This is a genomic window from Micromonospora sp. MH99 (assembly GCF_021442385.1).
GTDB lineage: Bacteria > Actinomycetota > Actinomycetes > Mycobacteriales > Micromonosporaceae > Micromonospora.
Genome location: NZ_MUZA01000009.1, coordinates 96,186 through 112,462 on the forward strand (window position 1 = coordinate 96,186; position 16,277 = coordinate 112,462).

A 16,277-nucleotide genomic window follows, 5' to 3' on the forward strand; every position below is an offset into this window, starting at 1 on the left:
GACGCCCGCTGTCCCCTCGACCCGACGGCACGCGGGTGATCTGTCCGAGACCCGACCAGGGTTCGCGGGCGCGGCCACTACCGCAGGAAACCGCTTACCCGACGGCTATTGACGGTCATCGTTGGCTCTCAGTACCGTGATGCGGGCAGCGAGAAAGCGCTTTCCGACCCTCACCGTCCGACAGGGAGCGCCCCCATGCCCAAACACCTGCGCGCGATCTGCCTCGCCCTGCTCGCCATCGCCACCGTGCTGAGCACCACCACCGCCCTGCCCGCCCAGGCCGCCCCGCGCTTCCGGGTGCTGGTCTTCTCGAAGATCACCAACTACTACCACGACTCGATCCCGGCCGGCGTCGCCGCGATCCAGCAGCTCGGCGCCACGCACAACTTCGACGTCGTCGCCACCACCGACGCGGCCGCCTTCACCGACGCCAACCTCGCCACCTTCGACGCACTGGTCTTCAACAACACCAACTCCACCCCCGCCTCGGGTGACCTGCTCAACGCCAGCCAGCGCGCGGCTTTGCAGACGTTCATCCGCAACGGCGGCGGCTGGGCCGGCCTGCACGCCGCCTCGGCAAGCGAACGCGACTGGCCGTGGTACGAGGGCCTGGTCGGCACCATCTTCGACCACCACCCCGACTTCTCGGCCACCGGCGGCACGTACCCGGGTCGGGTCAAGGTGCTGGACCGCGCCCACCCCTCCACCCGCAACCTCCCGGAGCTGTGGGAGCAGAGCGAGGAGTGGTACAACTGGCGGACCAACCCCACCGGCAACGTGCACACCCTCGCGCAGATCAAGGTGCGCGACGGGATCAGCGGCCTGGACGAGGGCGTCGACCACGCGTACTCCTGGTGTCAGCGCTACGACGGCGGCCGGTCCTGGTTCACCGCCGGCGGGCACGCCAGCTCCCGGTTCAGCGAGCCGGCGTTCCTGGAGCATCTGCGCTACGGCATCGAGTGGGCCGCCGGCGCGGTCGCCGGCGACTGCTCCGCCACCAGAACCGGAAACTTCGAGCGGGTGGGCCTGGTCACCGAGAACCTCGCCGACCCCTTCGAGCTGGCCGTCGCCCCGGACCGGAAGGTCTACTACATCCAGCGCACCGGCGCGCTCAAGGTGGTCAACTCGGACACGCTCCAGGTCACCACGCTGCTCGACTTCGCCTACACCTCGGCGATGACCGACCAGTCCGACGGGCTGCTCGGGATGACCCTGGACCGCAACTTCGCCAGCAACGGCTGGGTCTACCTGCTCTGGTCGGACAAGACCCTCAAACAGCTCAACCTGTCCCGGTTCACCGTAGCGAACAACAGCGTCGCGCTGTCCTCCGAGAAGCGGCTGCTGACCGTTCCGACGTACCGCGGTGTGGGTCGCGCCAACTCGCACATGGGCGGCTCGCTGGCCATGGACGCGGCCGGTCGCCTGTACGCAGCGATCGGTGACAACACCGACCCGTTCGCCTCCAGCGGTTACACCCCTATCGACGAGCAGGCCGGTCGGGCCGCCTGGGACGCGCAGGGCACCGCCGGCAACACCAACGACCTGCGCGGCAAGATCCTGCGCATCACCCCGCAAGCCGACGGTACGTACACCGTGCCGAGCGGCAACCTCTTCCCGGCCGGCACGGCGAAGACCCGGCCGGAGATCTACGCGATGGGCATGCGCAACCCGTTCCGGATCACCATCGAGCCGCAGACGAACGCGGTGCTGGTCGGCGACTACGGCCCGGACGCCCGCGCCGCCGACCCCAACCGCGGTCCGGAGGGGACAGTCGAGTTCAACCGCATCACCGCCGCCGGCAACTACGGCTGGCCGTACTGCGTGGGCAACAACATCCCGTTCACCGACTACAACTTCGCCACCAGCACCTCCGGGGCGAAGTTCACCTGCGCCGCACCGACGAACAACTCCCCCAACAACACCGGTCTGACCGCCCTGCCGGCGGCGAAGCCGGCACTGGTCTGGTACGCGTACTCCGCCTCCAGCCAGTTCCCGGAGGTCGGCACCGGGGGCGGTGGCCCGATGAGCGGGCCGGTCTACGACTACGACCCGGCCAACAGCCGCACCACGAAGTTCCCGGAGTACTTCGACGGCAAGTGGATCACCTACGAGTTCACCCGCAAGTGGTTCAAGACGCTCTCGATCCACCGGACCGCGCAGACCTTCACCACCTCGCGCTTCGGTCCCACCGCCGTCGGCGACCTCCAGTCGATCAACGGAATCTTCGACAACATGAGCTGGATCCAGCCCTTCGAGGCGGAGTTCGGGCCGGACGGCTCGCTCTACGTCATCGACTTCGGTGAGGGCACCGGCAGCGGTCGCGGCGGCAGCAACGCCGGCGCCGGCATCTACCGGATCGACTACGTGGCCAACGGCCGACCGCCGACCGCGAAGATCGCCGCCACTCCGGACAGCGGACGTACGCCGCTCGCGGTCAGCTTCTCCTCGGCCGGGACGGCGACCGGTGACGGCTCGGCGCTCAGCTATGCCTGGGACTTCACCAACGACGGCACCACCGACTCCACCGCCGCCAATCCGAGCTTCACCTACTCGGCGGCCGGGAGGTTCACCGCCCGGCTGACCGTCCGCAACACCGGCAACGGCCTGACCGCCAGCGCCGTCACCGACGTGGTGGTCGGCAACACCCGACCCACGGTGACCATCACCGTGCCCGACGGCGGGTTCTTCGACTTCGGCGACAAGATCCCGTACACGGTGACGGTCACCGATCCGGAGGACACCACCATCGACTGCGCCAAGGTGACCGTCCAGACCCAGCTCGGCCACGACACGCACGCCCACCCGCTGGACGTCTACACCGGCTGCTCGGGACTGCTCGCCACCGAGGCGGACGCGGGTGACGGCCACGGGCCGGGACAGAACCTCTACACCGTCGTGACCGCGCAGTACACCGACGGCGGCGCGGCCGGCGGCGTACCGGCGCTGACCGGCTCGACCCGGGCGCAGCTGCAACCCAAGAGCAAGGAGGCCGAGCACGTCAGCGGCCAGTCCGGCCTCGTGGTGAACGACCGGACCACCGCCCGCGCCGGCAAGCGGCTCGGCGACGTCGACCACAACGACTGGGCGGCGTACGGGCCGGTGGACCTGCGCAACATCGGCTCGGTGACGCTCGGGGTGACCAACGGCGGGCTCGGCGGCGTCATCGAGCTGCGCACCGGCTCCCCCACCGGCACCCTGATCGGCTCGGCCACCATCGGCTCGACCGGCGGATGGGACAACCTGGTCTCGCCGACCGTCACGCTCACCAACAAACCCGCCGGCACCACCGTCCTGTACGCGAAGTTCGTCAACGCCACCCAGGTCGGCGGCACGCCGGACCTGATGTCGCTGGACTGGCTGCGGTTCAACGGCGCCGGCGTCAAACAGGAACCGGGCGGAACGCTGTCGCTCGCGGCCAACCCGGCCAGCGGCACCGCCCCGCTGACCACCACGCTGACCGCCACCGCGACCGCACCGTCCGGGCAGAGCATCACCGACTACGCGTGGGACTTCGGCGACAACAGCGCCATCTCGCACGGCGCGACAATGCGGTCGACGAGTCACAGCTACGCGCGCAAGGGCACCTACACCGCCCGGGTGACGATCACGTACACCAGCGGGGAGACCCGCTCGCTCAACCTGACCGTCACGGTCAGCTGATCACAGGTCGGTGGCGGACGGGCCACACCCCGTCCGCCACCGCCGAGACGGCCGCGCGGAGCCGCTGACGGCAGATATCTTGGCGACATCCACCCAGGCGCTGTGACCTATTGCCCACGTCCGGGGGCAGCGGGTTCCGGCAGTCGGTACCTACAGTCGGGCCATGAGCACCGACACCGACGTGCGGGTCTGGCTCCGCGACCGGGGCGCTGAGCAGATCGCACATCCCGGCGGCAATCTGTACGCCCACCTCTGTCGCGTCAGCGAACGACTCGCCGCGCTCGGCTGCGACGGCGACGTACAGGTTGCGGGCCTCACCCACGCCGTCTACGGAACCGACGGGTTCGACCGCACCCTGCTCGACCGGGCCGATCGTGCGGTCCTGCGGGATCTGATCGGCGCGGACGCCGAGGAACTGGTCTATCTGTACGGCGCCTGCGACCGGGAACGCAGTTGGCCGGAGCTGGCCACGACCGGCCAGGTGTTCGACAGGTTTGTCGGTCAGGTGAGAACGACGGGCGGGGCTCGCCGTCGGTCGCTCATCGACCTGAGCATCGTCAACGAACTGGACGTCATCGAGCACGATCGCGCGGTGGCCGAGCGGCACGGCGCCTACTTCCGGGCGCTGTTCGCCTCCTGGGCGCCGGCGGCCTCCGCACCGGTCATCGACGACGCGCAGCGGGTCCTGGGGGCATGACACCCGGACGCGTGCGAGCCGTCTACCCCGGCACCTTCGATCCCTTCACCCCCGGGCATGTGAACGTGGTGAACCGGGCACGCGAGCTCTTCGACGAAGTGGTCGTGCTCGTCGCGGTCAACAGCAGCAAGCGTCCGGGCACCGACGAGGTGCGGCGGGCGGCCGCCGTACGGGCCGTCCTGCCGGTCGAGTGGACGTCCGTCACCGTTGTGGCCTGGAACGGGTTGACCACCACGTACTGCCACCAGCACGACGTGGGAGTGATCGTTCGAGGCGTGCGCAACACCACCGATCTCCGGTACGAGCACCAACTCGCCGCGATGAACCAGGCGCTGGGTGTTCCTACGGTGTTCCTGCCCGCGCAGCCCGAACTGGCCGCCGTCTCGTCGACAGCGGTGCGCACGCTGGGGCGCTGACCGTTTCCGCCGGCTCGGCGCGGGGAACTGCTCGGGGTAGAGGTGAGGGGAAAAGATGAGCCGGTACGTACTGTCGCCGACCGCCCGGGCGCTGATCCTGCCGGTGCTGGGCACCGTCGCGCTGAGCACCGCCTGCACGACGGGTGGGGACACGCCCGACGCGGCGTCGTCGACCGGGTCGGCGACGAGCGCGGCGGCCACCCCGAGCCCGACAGGGCAACCATCCGCGAGCGCCAGTGGGCCGGTCACCATCCCCACGTCGGCGTTCGTCGAGCTGCCCGCCGAGCTGCGAAAGTCCCCCCGCCGCACGACGCCCGTCACCGAGGCCCTACCGACGCTGTGTGGCAACGAGTTCGGCACCGGGGGCCGGCAGGTCACCGCGAGCGCGGCGATGACTGTGACCTACAAGAAGGCCGGCGAGGCCGACAGCAACACGCCGCAGGGCATGATCCACCAGACCATCTTCACCTTCGAGGGTGACGGCGCTTCGAACTACCTGCGACGCCTGCGCGACGCGGTGCAGGCGTGCCCCTCGTACGACCAGGGCGGCAACCCCGTCACGGTCACGAGCAAGGCGTTGCCCGGCGTCGGGGACGAGGCGTTGCTGGTGACCCGCACGTGGGCCACCACGAGTCTGAGCGGCGAGCGTACCGGCGAGGGCGAGTCCTCCGCCCAGATCGCCGTGGCCCGGGTCGACGGGGCGGTGACCGTGTTCCACGACCAGGGCTGGGAGGGCAGCAGCGGCAACCCGACCATCCTGGACCGGACCGTGCGCGACGGTGTGCGGGCGATCGACGCCTGGCAGCGCTGACGGAAGGTGGGGCGGCGCCGACGGCACCGCCCCACGCTCCGTCAGGAACTACTGCCAGGCACTCTGCTGGGTGGAGACGAGATTGCCGGGGATGATCGTGCCGTTGGTGTTGTACTCGGTGTACGCCCAGAAGTCGCCCTCGGGCAGCGGCCCGTTGGGCTTCAACGTGAAGTTGACGCTCTGACCGCGCTCCGTTGTCGACGGCAGCGTGAGCGTGGCGGGCGAATACTTGGCGTTACGACCGATGATGGCGTGCCGCAGTTCGAAGTCGACGACCGGGCCACCGGGCACCTGCGCGAACACGTACGCGGTGTAGCGCCCCGGCTCGGGCAGGAACTTGTACGCCTGCTCCAAGCTGGTCCAGTACCTGTCACTGCTGTAGACCAGGGTGTCGCCCTTGTACAGGTACAGGTCGAGGTTGGTGTTCGGGTCTTCGGTGTTGGCTTCGACGATGATGCCCGCGGTGTTCGCCGGCACGGTGAAGTCGACAGCCTTCACGCCGGAGGCACTCGGGTCGAAGACGCCGCCGTAGACGCCGGCCGGCATTGAGTACGTCTTGCGCAGCATCGGCGTGTAACCGGTGCTGCGACCGGCGAGCGGCCCGGTGAAGCCGGGCTGGACGAAGCCGAAGGAGCCGCTGGTCATCCGACCGAACTCCTCGCCGTCGTCACCGTACGGCCGGGCGCTGATCCCCCACGGGCGAGCGGCGACCGGGATGCGGGCGCTGTGCCCCTTGCCCTTCCAGGTGATCGACCCGGTCACGTACCGGTCCCAGGGGGCGTTGCCCCGGCGCAGCGTGATGGTCACCGTCGCGGACTTGCCCGGCGCCAGCGTCACCGACGCCGGGGTGACGGCTACCTTCATGCCGGGCAGGCCGGACACCGACGACCGGTAGGTCTCGCGCGCCTTGCCCACGTTGGTCAGCGTGCGCGTGACGGTCACCGGGTGGGTGCCGTCGTACTCGCGTAGCGAGATGGCCGGCAGGTTGAGTTCCTTGCCGTCGGGCTGGGCCGTCTGGCTGAAGGCGACCAGCTCCGCGGCGGTCGGCTCGATGACCAGGCCCGGGTCGGTGGCCCGGTTCAGGTTGATGAAGCCGCTGCCCTGGTCCAGCGGGCTGGTGGTGCCGACGGTGTCGGTCGCGGTGGTCCGCAGCGCCGAGGCGACCCGGCCCGGCGTCCAGTCCGGGTGGGTGGCACGCAGGACCGCCGCCGCGCCGGCCACGTACGGCGACGCCATCGAGGTGCCCGAGTACGCGTCGAAGTCCCGCCCGAAGTTGCCCGCCGGTGAGACGGCGGCGATGATGTCCGACCCCGGGGCGACCAGGTCCGGCTTGAAGACGCCGAAGGTCACCTTGTCGGGGCCGGTGGAGGAGAAGTCCGCGACGCTGGGGACGCCCGGAACGCTGGAGCCGTCACCGCCGGTGCGCAGGGACACCGTCGCGTCGGTGGGGTGACGCATCAGGTAGTTGAACAGCGTGCCGGCCTGCTTCTCGGTCGGCAGGTACACCACCGGGAAGTTGTAGATCGAGTTGACCCGGTAGTTGCCGACCGGGTCGAACAGCACCATCGCTGCCCCGCCCTTGGTCTTGACCTCGGCGGCGGAGGCGAACGTGTCGGACAGCGCGCAGGCGACGACCTTGCCCTTGATCTTGGCCGCGTCCAGGCTGCCCGGTTCGCAGTAGACGGCGCCCAGCTCCGGCGATCCGGCCTGGTCGCCGAAGACCATCGCCCGCGCGGCGCCACCGGGCAGCGCGTCCAGCGAGCCGCCGACCAGCTTCGTGCCGTCGCCCAGCTTGAGCGTCGCCTCGTCGAGGTTGGTCACCGCCGCGCCGACAGTGGTCACCCAGGGTGCCGCGTTGCTGATGGCGCCGCTCACGATGCCGGTGTTTCCGGCCGACGCCGCCACGAAGACCCCGGAGAGGGTGGCGTTGAGGAAGGCGACACCGATGGGGGTGTTGGCCTCCCAGTCGCCGAGCTGCGAGCCGATCGAGAAGTTCAGGACCTGCACGCCGTCGGCGACGGCCGCGTCGATGCCGGCGATGATGTCGGCGTCGAAGCCCATCCCGGCCCAGAGCACCTTGTAGACGGCGATCTGTGCGTCCGGCGCCACCCCGGAGATCGGGCCGAAGCGCCGACCGTCGATGGTGACGTCCGAGATCGGCAGACCGGCGGCAGTCGAGGCGGTGTGCGTGCCGTGCCCCTCCATGTCGCGGGGAGAGAGCAGCTCACCCTCGGGCACCGAGCCGCCGCCCGCGAGCCACGTGTCGGCGAAGTACCGGGCACCCACGATCTTGCCGTTGCAGTGCTCGGCCACGAAGGCCACGCCGGTCTGGCACGTGCCGTGCCAGGTCGGGGGCGCGGGCATCTTCTTGGCGAACGAGGCGCTCTCCGGCCAGATGCCGGTGTCCAGGACGCCGATCACCGTGCCCGCGCCGGTCGCGGGACCGGGCTTGACCGGCTTGGTGGTGGTGCGCTCGGCCGCGGACCGCTCGGCCCCACCCGGGGAGGCGGCGGTCGGGGTGGCGGCCGTCGTGGTGGTCGCGAGTGGCGACGTCGATCGGGTGCCGAGCGCGCGTGCGGCGGTGACGGCGCGAACGCGCTTGTCCGCCCGCAACGCGGTCGCCTGCTGAGCGGTCAGCTTGGCCGAAAAGCCGTTGAAGGCGGCGGTGTAGGCCGCCTTGACCTGGACACCGGCCGCGGCGGCGACGGCGGCCCGCTGCGTGTCGAGGTGCCGGCGGTACGCCTGCGACGGCGCGGACGTCACGTCCAGACGGCCACCCGGCGTCGGGCGGGTTCGCGCCAGCCCCGAGGTCCCACCGACGTACGTGGTCAGCGGGGCCTCGGCCAGCTCGACGATGTAGACGCCGGAGCCGGACGCGTCCACGGCGGCCTTCGGGCTGGTCTCACTGTTGCCGGGGCGACGGTCCGCCCCGTCGGTCAGGGTGGTGCGCCGGTCGGATCCGGTGGAGAAGTAACCCGGCCCGCTGCTGGCTGGCCGGTCCCCCGGGGCCGCCGACGCCGATCCCGCTACACCGGTTGTGCCGGTGATCATCGCGACGACCAGCGTCGGTATCGCCAGCCTTCGCAGCCTGTTCCCGCTCGTGCGTGAAGACACGAGACTCCTTTCCATCGCTCCCTTGTGGAGCTGCCTCATCGATCGCGACCCGCTCATGGGAGCGCTCCCCCACCTAAGCCCGCGACGGTTAATCGAGGGTTTGCTCGGTGTTACGGATCGCTGGTGCACATAAGATCACGATGCGTCAGCCGTGCCTAGATCATGTTTTCCGGTCGCAGGTCACGCCTGCTGCGGCCCGAACCACAGCACGGCGATGACACCCGCGATGACGATCGCGGGCAGCACAACGTGGCGCACCAGAAGCACCCACGGCACCAGCCGGAACTACCGGCCCGCTCAGATCGCGAAGCGGCCCTGACGCCACTGCCAGTGACGGCCGGCCGTCAGGTGGTCGACGATCGCCCGTTGCAGGGCGGTGCGGCGCGGCAGTTGGTCGAGCGGCGTGCTCAGGGTGCGGAACACGAAGCGCCGCACCTCGACGTCGGCGTCCAGCCCGTCGGGCTCCTCGTAGGGCTCCAGCTCGAATCGTCGCTGGAAGCGGACGATGTTGGAATCCTCGGGAAGGTAGTCCCGCAGCTGCGGGTCGAGCAGCCACGAGCCGCAGGAGAACGCCGTGTAACGCTCGTCGGGAAAGTGGCGCGGGAAGAAGGCGCGGGCCTCGTCGAGCGACGCCGAGACCGCTTGCGGGGTCAGCGGCCCCGAGTCGGGGATGTGCAGGCCGATGGCGCCGTCACCACGGTGGTGCTGCAACCGGCCCAGCTCGTAGACGGCGCCACGCACGTGCAGCGTCAACCAGCTCTGCATGACCGGCCAACCCTCGCGGTGCATCCGCCGGTCGACGGTGAGGTTGCGACCCAGGTCCGCGAGGGTCGCCCAGGACACGGCGTCGGGAACCCCGTGGTCGCGGTGGTAGTCCCGAACGACACCGACGAGGGCGAGGTACGCGTACACGTAGAGGTGTTGCCACGCCGGGCCCCGCTCGCGCGGCAGCTCCGGGCCCGGCGGCAGCCAGACGTAGCCGCCGAGATCGGCGCGGACCAGGGCGATCGAGCGATCCAGGAGCCAGCGCAGCTCCGGAGTCCACAGTGGTGAGTCGGGGTCGGGCCAGCCGGCCATGATCTCGGCGGCGTCGTCCGGGCGGACCGCGAGCCGGTCGAGCATCGCGAGCGCGTCGGCCTTGGCGGGCAGCGGGGCCGACGGCCGATCGCCGGCGAGGCGGTGCACACGCTCGACCGCCTCGACGGGCACTCCGAGCCGGGCGGCGGTGTCGTCCACGTCCACCGGGCGACTCTACCGCCGGCTGGCGTTCCCGCGCGGCCGGCATCTTCTCACCAGCGTCACGCGAGACGCCTCCAGAGCACTGTGAGCAGTGCGGCGAAGCCCAGGCCGAGGAGTGGGGCGACGCCGATCCCGGCGAGCGTGCAGGCGACCGCGACAAGCGCCGGCGGCATCCAGCACCAGGCGGGCACCCTCCGCGCGGTCCGGCCGCGGCGGCGGGCCGCCGCCTCGGTCGCCATCGGCACCACCAGCACCGGCAGCGCGGCGGCCAGCAGCGTCAACCAGGGCAGCACGAGACGGTCGAAGCGCGCCACCGCCAGCAGCCCGCCGAGCACCGCGACGGCGACCATCGCGGGCCGCGCCGGCACCCGCGGCGTCAGGCCGCGCACCGCCAGCGCCCCGGAGTAGGTGGTGGTCAACGCCGCCGCGAAGACGGCCACCGCGACGAACAGATTGGCGTACGCGGCCAGCCCCGACCCGGCGGCGAGGAGCGCGACCACGTCCGCCGAGCCGGTACGCAGCCACAGGCCGGCACCCGCGAGCACACCCAGCAACGCCGGCCCGATCAGCAGCCCCACGCACCAGGCCAGGTCCCGCCGCCGGGCGAGACCCACGCTGAAGTCCGGCGCCCGCAACGCGAACACCGCCGCGTAGCCGATCAGCGCGGCACCGTCGGCCAGCCCACCGGCGGCGAGACGCACCGGGGCACCGGGCGGCGGCAGCACGGTCAGGCACCAGCCGACCAGCACCACCGCGCTGAGCGTGGTGAGCACCGCGACCCGGTTGCCGTACCGGGCCGGCGCCCAGGAGACGGCGAGGACCGCCACCTCCAGCAGCGCCGGCCCGGCCCAGCCCGGCAGGTGCGCCAACGCCGCGAGGGACGCGCCGCCGAGCCCGACGTTGAACCCGTTCCAGCCGATCATCGACACGGTCAGCACTGCCGCCAACAACAGCCGTGACGTGTCGCCCAGGTACGCGGGCAGCACCGCCGTCAACGTCCCGCCGTCACCGAGCGGCCGGCGCAGGCCGATCCGGCCCTGCCCCCGGAGCAGCGCTGCCATCAGCGCCCCGCCGACCAGCAGCCCGGTCACCGGCACCGCGCCGCCGTGCCGGGCGGCCATCGCCGCACCGAGCACCAGGGTGGCCGGCGCGGTGCCGATGCCCAGCCAGGCGCCGGCCGCCGACGGCCAGCGCCGACCGGGTGGCTCGTCCCGGGACGGCGTCCGCGCGCCGGCCGGCCCGCCGTCGGACAGTCGCTCAGACAACGTGGCGCAGGTAACCGGCGATCGCCTCGTCCAGCACCTGTGCACCGGGACGCGCCCACACCTCGGCGGAGAAGACCTCCACCTCGATCGGCCCGCGGTAGCCGGCCGCGTCGACCGCCTCGCGCAGCCGGCGCAACTCGATGCACCCGTCGCCGGGCAGCGCCCGGCCGAGCAGCACCCCCTCGGGCAGCGGGGTCACCCAGTCGCAGACCTGGAACGCGGCGATCCGCGCGCCGGCCCGCGCGATCTGCGCGTACACCGTGTCGTCCCACCACACGTGATACGCGTCGACGACCACGCCGACCACCGCCGGGTCGAACCGCTCGGCGATGTCCAGCGCCTGGCCGAGGGTGGCGATCACGCACCGGTCGGCGGCGAACATCGGGTGCAGCGGCTCGATGGCCAACCGGACGCCGGCCGCGGCCGCGTGCGGGGCCAACTCGCCGATCGCGTCGGCGACCCGACGGCGGGCGCCGTCGATGTCCCGACTGCCGGACGGCAGACCGCCGGAGACCAGCACCAGCTCGGGTGCGCCCAGCGCGGCGGCCTCCTCGATGGCCCGCAGGTTCTCCGTACGCCAGTCGTCGGCGGTGAAGAAGCCACCCCGGCACAGGGACGTGACGACGAGGCCGGCGTCGCGGACCAGTTTCGCCGAGCGGGCCAGCCCGTACCCGGCCACCGGCTCCCGCCACAACCCGATGCCCGGCACGCCGGCCGCCACGCAACCGGCGACCACGTCGGGCAGCGCCCAGTGCTGGGCGGTGGCCTGGTTGAACGAGAAGCGCGTGAGGCTCACTGGGCTGTTCTTCGTTCGCGACTGCGGGGCTCGCAAACCCGGCTCACTCCTCGCGCTCACTGGGCTGTTCTTCGTTCGCGACTGCGGGGCTCGCAAACCCGGCTCACTCCTCGCGTTCACTGGACGACACCCGCCACGGTGAAGAACGCCCGCGCGCGGGCGGCGGCCAGGTCGGCGTCGGGCAGCAGCCCGGCCGCGTCGGCCAGGGTGAGCAGGGTCGCCAGGTGCGCCGGGGACCGCCCGGACTGCGCGCCGCCGACCATGGTGAAGTGGTCCTGGTGGCCGGCCAGCCAGGCCAGGAACACGATCCCCGTCTTGTAGTGCCAGGTCGGTGCCGCGAACAGGTGCCGGGCCAGCGGCACGGTCGGCGCGAAGATCTCGTCGTACGTCGCCAGGTCGCCCCGGTCGAGGGCCGCCAGCGCGGCGGCGGCGGCCGGCGCGATCGCCGCGAACACCCCGAGCAGCGCGTCGGAGTGGCCCACCTCGTCACCCCGGATCAGCTCCGGGTAGTGGAAGTCGTCGCCGGTGTAGAGGCGTACGCCCGCCGGTAGCCGGCGGCGCAACGCGATCTCCCGGCCGGCGTCCAGCAGCGATACCTTGATGCCGTCCACTGAAGACTGATGCGCCTTGATCAGCTCGACGACCGTGTCGGCGGCCAGGTCCAGATCGGCGGATCCCCAGTAGCCGGCCAACGCCGGGTCGAACATCGGGCCCAGCCAGTGCAGCACCACCGGCTCGTCGGCGGCGGTCAGCAGCTCGTCGTACACCCGGAGGTAGTCCTCGGGGCCACGGGCGGCGGCGGCCAGGTGCCGGCTGCACATCAGCACCGGCCTGGCGCCGGCCGCGCGGACGTCGTCGAGCTGTTCGCGGTACGCGGCGGCGACCGCCGACAGGGTGGCCGGGCCGGACGGCAGCTGGTCGGTGCCGACACCCGCGACGATCCGGCCGCCCACGGCACGGGCCTCGGCGGCGCTGCGCCGGATCAGCTCCCGGGTGGCCGGGTAGTCCAGGCCCATCCCCCGCTGGGCGGTGTCCATCGCCTCGGCGACCCCCAGCCCGTACGACCACAGGTGCCGCCGGAACGCGAGTGTGGTGTCCCAGTCCACGGCCGCCGGGGCCCCCGGCACGTTCTCCGCGCCCGGGTCGGCGACCACGTGCGCGGCGGCGTACGCGATCCGGCCGGTCGCCGGGGCGGCCGGGCGGGCGAAGCCGGTCCCCCCGGCCAGCCGGTGTCGCCGCCCGTCCGGCAGCACCACGTCGGCGGCGCTCACGCGCGCAGCTCCGGGACCTGGACGCGGACCCCCTCGCGGGCCGCGCGCAGCCCCAGCTCGGCGAGCTGTACGCCGCGCGCGCCGGCCAGGAAGTCCCACTGGAACGGCTCGCCGGCCACGACGTGCCGCAGGAACGCCTCCCACTGCACCCGGAAGCCGTTGTCGAACTCCTCGTTGTCGGGCACCTCGCTCCACTGGGCGCGGAAGTCCTCGGTGACCGGCAGGTCCGGGTTCCACACCGGCTTCGGAGTGACCGCCCGGTGCTGCACCCGACAGTTGCGCAACCCGGCGACGGCGCTGCCCTCGGTGCCGTCGACCTGGAACTCCACCAGCTCGTCGCGGTACACCCGTACACCCCAGGACGAGTTGATCTGCGCGATGATCCCGCCGTCGAGTTCGAAGATGGCGTACGCGGCGTCGTCGGCGGTGGCCGCGTAGGTGCGGCCGTCCTCGTCGACGCGCTCGGGCACGTGGGTGGCTGTCACGCAGGAGACCGCGTTGACCCGGCCGAACAGCTCCTCCAGGACGTAGTGCCAGTGCGGGAACATGTCGGACGTGATCCCGCCGCCGTCCTCGGCCCGGTAGTTCCAGGACGGGCGCTGGGCCGGCTGCCAGTCGCCCTCGAAGACCCAGTAGCCGAACTCCCCCCGCACCGAGAGGATCCGGCCGAAGAAGCGGCCGTCGATGAGCCGCTTGAGCTTGCGCAGACCGGGCAGGAACAGCTTGTCCTGCACGACGCCGGTGCGGATGCCGGCCGCGGCGGCGGCCCGGGCCAGGTCGAGCGCGCCGGCGGTGTCCTCGGCCAGGGGCTTCTCGGTGTAGATGTGCTTGCCGGCCTCGATCGCCTGACGGATCGCCTTCTCCCGCTGCTGGGTGACCTGGGCGTCGAAGTAGATCTCGACGTCGTCCCGGGCCAGCGCCGAGGTCAGGTCGGTGGTCCAGTCGCTGAGGCCGTGCCGTTCGGCGAGCTCGCGGAGCTTCGTCTCGTTGCGCCCGACCAGGACCGGTTCCGGCCAGATGGTCGTGCCGTCGGCCACCGGCACACCGCCGGACTGGCGGATGGCCAGCAGGGACCGGACGAGGTGCTGGCGGTAGCCCATCCGTCCGGTCACGCCGTTGACGATGATGCCGATGGACCTGCGGGTCATGGTGTTCCTTCCGTCGTGCTGGGTGGTGCCGATCCGCGTTCAGTGGTTGGCGGCCGCGCTGCCGAGCAACCCGCGTAGTTCGGTGGCGAGGCGGTCGAAGCGGGGGTCCGACATCACCTGCGCGTAGTCGCGGTGCGCCGGCAGTTCGACCGCGAAGGTGCGGATGATCCGGCCGGGCCGGGCGCTCATCACCACGACCCGGGTGCCGAGGAAGACCGCCTCGGCGATGGAGTGGGTGACCAGCACGACGGTGGTGCCGGTCTCCCGCCAGATGCGGTGCAGCTCGGCGTTCATCTGCTCCCGGGTCAGCGCGTCCAGGGCGCCGAACGGCTCGTCCATGAGCAGCACCGGCGGGGCGTGCAGCAGCGCGCGGCACAGCGCCACCCGCTGCTGCATGCCGCCGGACAGCTCGTGCGGTAGCGCCTTCTCGAAGCCGGTCAGGCCGGTCATCTCGATCAGCTCGTCGGCGCGGCGGGCCGCCTGCGCCCGGTCCATGCCGCGCATCTCGGCCTGGAGCAGGATGTTGGCCCGCGCGCCGCGCCACTCGAGCAGCGCGGCCTTCTGGAAGACGAAGCCGATTTCCTTCTGCGGGCCGCGTACCGGGCGCTCCAGCAACGACACCTCGCCGCTGGTGGGCTTGACCAGCCCGGCGACGATCTTCAGCAGGGTGGACTTGCCGCAGCCGGACGGGCCGACGATGGTGACGAACTCCCCCGGCTCGATGTCGAGGGACACGTCGTCGAGGGCTGTGGTCTGCGACCGTCGGGTGGTGAACCGGACGGTCACCCCGGACATTCCGATGGCGGTGCCGGTCGCTGCCGGCGCGGCGCTCACCGGGTCACCCCTGCGCCGCGTACGAGGAGTCCCAGTACGCGTTGGGCGCCCCCGGGTCCTTCAGCTCGGCGTAGCGCGACATCAGGTCGATGGTCTCGGACCACTGGGCCTCGGTGTTGACTCCGGGCGGGCCGTCCCCGCCGAGCAGCGGCAGGTTGAGGGTGAGCTGTTTGGTGAGCACCTCGGGGGCGGGCTCGTTCTCGGCGAGGGCCGCCATGGCGCTCACCGCGCCGGCGGGGTCGCGGGCGGCGTCGGCCCAGGACTTCTGGGTGGCCCGGACGAACTTGCGGGCAAGCTCCGGGTCCTTCTGCAGGGTCTGCGTGTTGGCGATCAGGCCGGTGCCGAGCAGGTTCATCCCGTAGTCGGCGAAGAGCAGCACGTCGACCTTCTTGCCGGTCTTGCTCTCGATGGTCGGGGCCTGGTCGTGGAAGAAGCCCATGATGGCGTCGACCTTGCCCTCGGCGAGCGCGGCGATCTTGCCGGCCGCGTCGACGTTGACCACCTTGACGTCGTTCTTGTTGACGCCGTTCTTCTCCAGCCAGGCCGGGAAGGTCGCGTAGAGGGCGTCGCCGGGCGTGCCGCCGACGGTCTTGCCCTTCAGGTCCGCCGGGGTCTTGATGTTCTCCTCGGTGAAGAACTCGACCGAGGAGGGCCCCTTCTCCAGGTACGCGCCGAGGCTGCGCACCGGCATCCCGCTGGCCACGGACTTGAGCAGCACCGGGCTGTCGGCCCAGCCGAAGTCGGTCTGTTTCTGGGCGACCTGCTTGACCGTGTTGCCGGAGCCGTTGCCGGGCAGGATCTTCAGGTCGATGCCCTCGGCCGAGTAGTAGCCCTTCTGCAGGCCGTAGTAGAAGGGGGCGTGTTCGCCGTACGGCACCCAGTTGAGGGTGAGGGTGACCTGCTTCTTTCCGTCGGCGCCGGTCTTGCCCGTGGAGTCGTCGGCACCGCAGCCGGTGGCGGCGAGGAACAGGGCGGTGGTGGCCAGGATGGTGGTGGCGGTGCGTTTCATCGGTGCCTCCGTGATGG

The 16,277-nt window shown here is 71.5% G+C and carries 12 protein-coding genes; 4 read left to right on the plus strand and 8 right to left on the minus strand.

What is annotated here, in order from left to right:
• The first annotated feature begins 195 nt into the window (after positions 1-195).
• The 4 genes from B0E54_RS07440 to B0E54_RS07455 all read left to right on the plus strand — a co-directional run bounded on the left by B0E54_RS07440 (position 196) and on the right by B0E54_RS07455 (position 5,584).
• Entirely contained in the window at positions 196-3,660 is a 3,465-nt protein-coding gene (locus tag B0E54_RS07440; RefSeq protein ID WP_234582519.1) for a ThuA domain-containing protein, read from the plus strand.
• A 163-nt stretch (positions 3,661-3,823) separates the two neighbouring features.
• Complete coding sequence (locus tag B0E54_RS07445; RefSeq protein WP_234582520.1) at positions 3,824-4,357, plus strand: DUF6817 domain-containing protein; 534 nt, start codon at positions 3,824-3,826, stop codon at positions 4,355-4,357.
• Positions 4,354-4,773 (plus strand): pantetheine-phosphate adenylyltransferase, encoded by a 420-nt coding sequence (gene coaD, locus B0E54_RS07450; RefSeq protein ID WP_234582521.1) that lies wholly within the window; start codon positions 4,354-4,356, stop codon positions 4,771-4,773. Before B0E54_RS07445 ends, coaD begins: the two co-directional genes overlap by 4 nt.
• 55 nt (positions 4,774-4,828) lie before the next feature.
• The gene (locus B0E54_RS07455) at positions 4,829-5,584 is read left to right on the plus strand and encodes a hypothetical protein (protein ID WP_234582522.1); all 756 of its coding nucleotides are present in this window, start codon (positions 4,829-4,831) and stop codon (positions 5,582-5,584) included.
• 48 nt (positions 5,585-5,632) lie between these two features.
• On the opposite strand, the gene B0E54_RS07460 is transcribed toward B0E54_RS07455, so the two are convergent.
• The 8 genes from B0E54_RS07460 to B0E54_RS07495 all read right to left on the minus strand — a co-directional run bounded on the left by B0E54_RS07460 (position 5,633) and on the right by B0E54_RS07495 (position 16,260).
• Complete coding sequence (locus tag B0E54_RS07460; protein ID WP_234582523.1) at positions 5,633-8,635, minus strand: S8 family serine peptidase; 3,003 nt, start codon at positions 8,633-8,635, stop codon at positions 5,633-5,635.
• Positions 8,636-8,995: 360 nt separating this feature from the next.
• The gene (locus B0E54_RS07465; protein ID WP_234582524.1) at positions 8,996-9,940 is read right to left on the minus strand and encodes an acyltransferase domain-containing protein; all 945 of its coding nucleotides are present in this window, start codon (positions 9,938-9,940) and stop codon (positions 8,996-8,998) included.
• A 56-nt stretch (positions 9,941-9,996) separates the two neighbouring features.
• On the minus strand, positions 9,997-11,202 hold the full coding sequence (locus B0E54_RS07470) for a hypothetical protein (RefSeq protein ID WP_234582525.1): 1,206 nt from the start codon (positions 11,200-11,202) through the stop codon (positions 9,997-9,999).
• On the minus strand, positions 11,195-11,998 hold the full coding sequence (locus tag B0E54_RS07475; protein ID WP_234582526.1) for a sugar phosphate isomerase/epimerase: 804 nt from the start codon (positions 11,996-11,998) through the stop codon (positions 11,195-11,197). Before B0E54_RS07475 ends, B0E54_RS07470 begins: the two co-directional genes overlap by 8 nt.
• Before the next feature lie 116 nt (positions 11,999-12,114).
• Complete coding sequence (locus B0E54_RS07480; protein WP_234582527.1) at positions 12,115-13,269, minus strand: dihydrodipicolinate synthase family protein; 1,155 nt, start codon at positions 13,267-13,269, stop codon at positions 12,115-12,117.
• Positions 13,266-14,417 carry a Gfo/Idh/MocA family protein gene (locus B0E54_RS07485; RefSeq protein WP_234582528.1) on the minus strand — a complete coding sequence of 384 codons (1,152 nt, stop codon included), beginning with the start codon at positions 14,415-14,417 and terminating at the stop codon, positions 13,266-13,268. Before B0E54_RS07485 ends, B0E54_RS07480 begins: the two co-directional genes overlap by 4 nt.
• A 39-nt stretch (positions 14,418-14,456) precedes the next feature.
• Positions 14,457-15,212, minus strand: coding sequence for an ABC transporter ATP-binding protein (locus tag B0E54_RS07490; protein ID WP_255786628.1), 756 nt, complete (start codon positions 15,210-15,212; stop codon positions 14,457-14,459).
• A gap of 43 nt (positions 15,213-15,255) precedes the next feature.
• The gene (locus B0E54_RS07495) at positions 15,256-16,260 is read right to left on the minus strand and encodes an ABC transporter substrate-binding protein (RefSeq protein ID WP_234582530.1); all 1,005 of its coding nucleotides are present in this window, start codon (positions 16,258-16,260) and stop codon (positions 15,256-15,258) included.
• Positions 16,261-16,277: the final 17 nt, after the last annotated feature.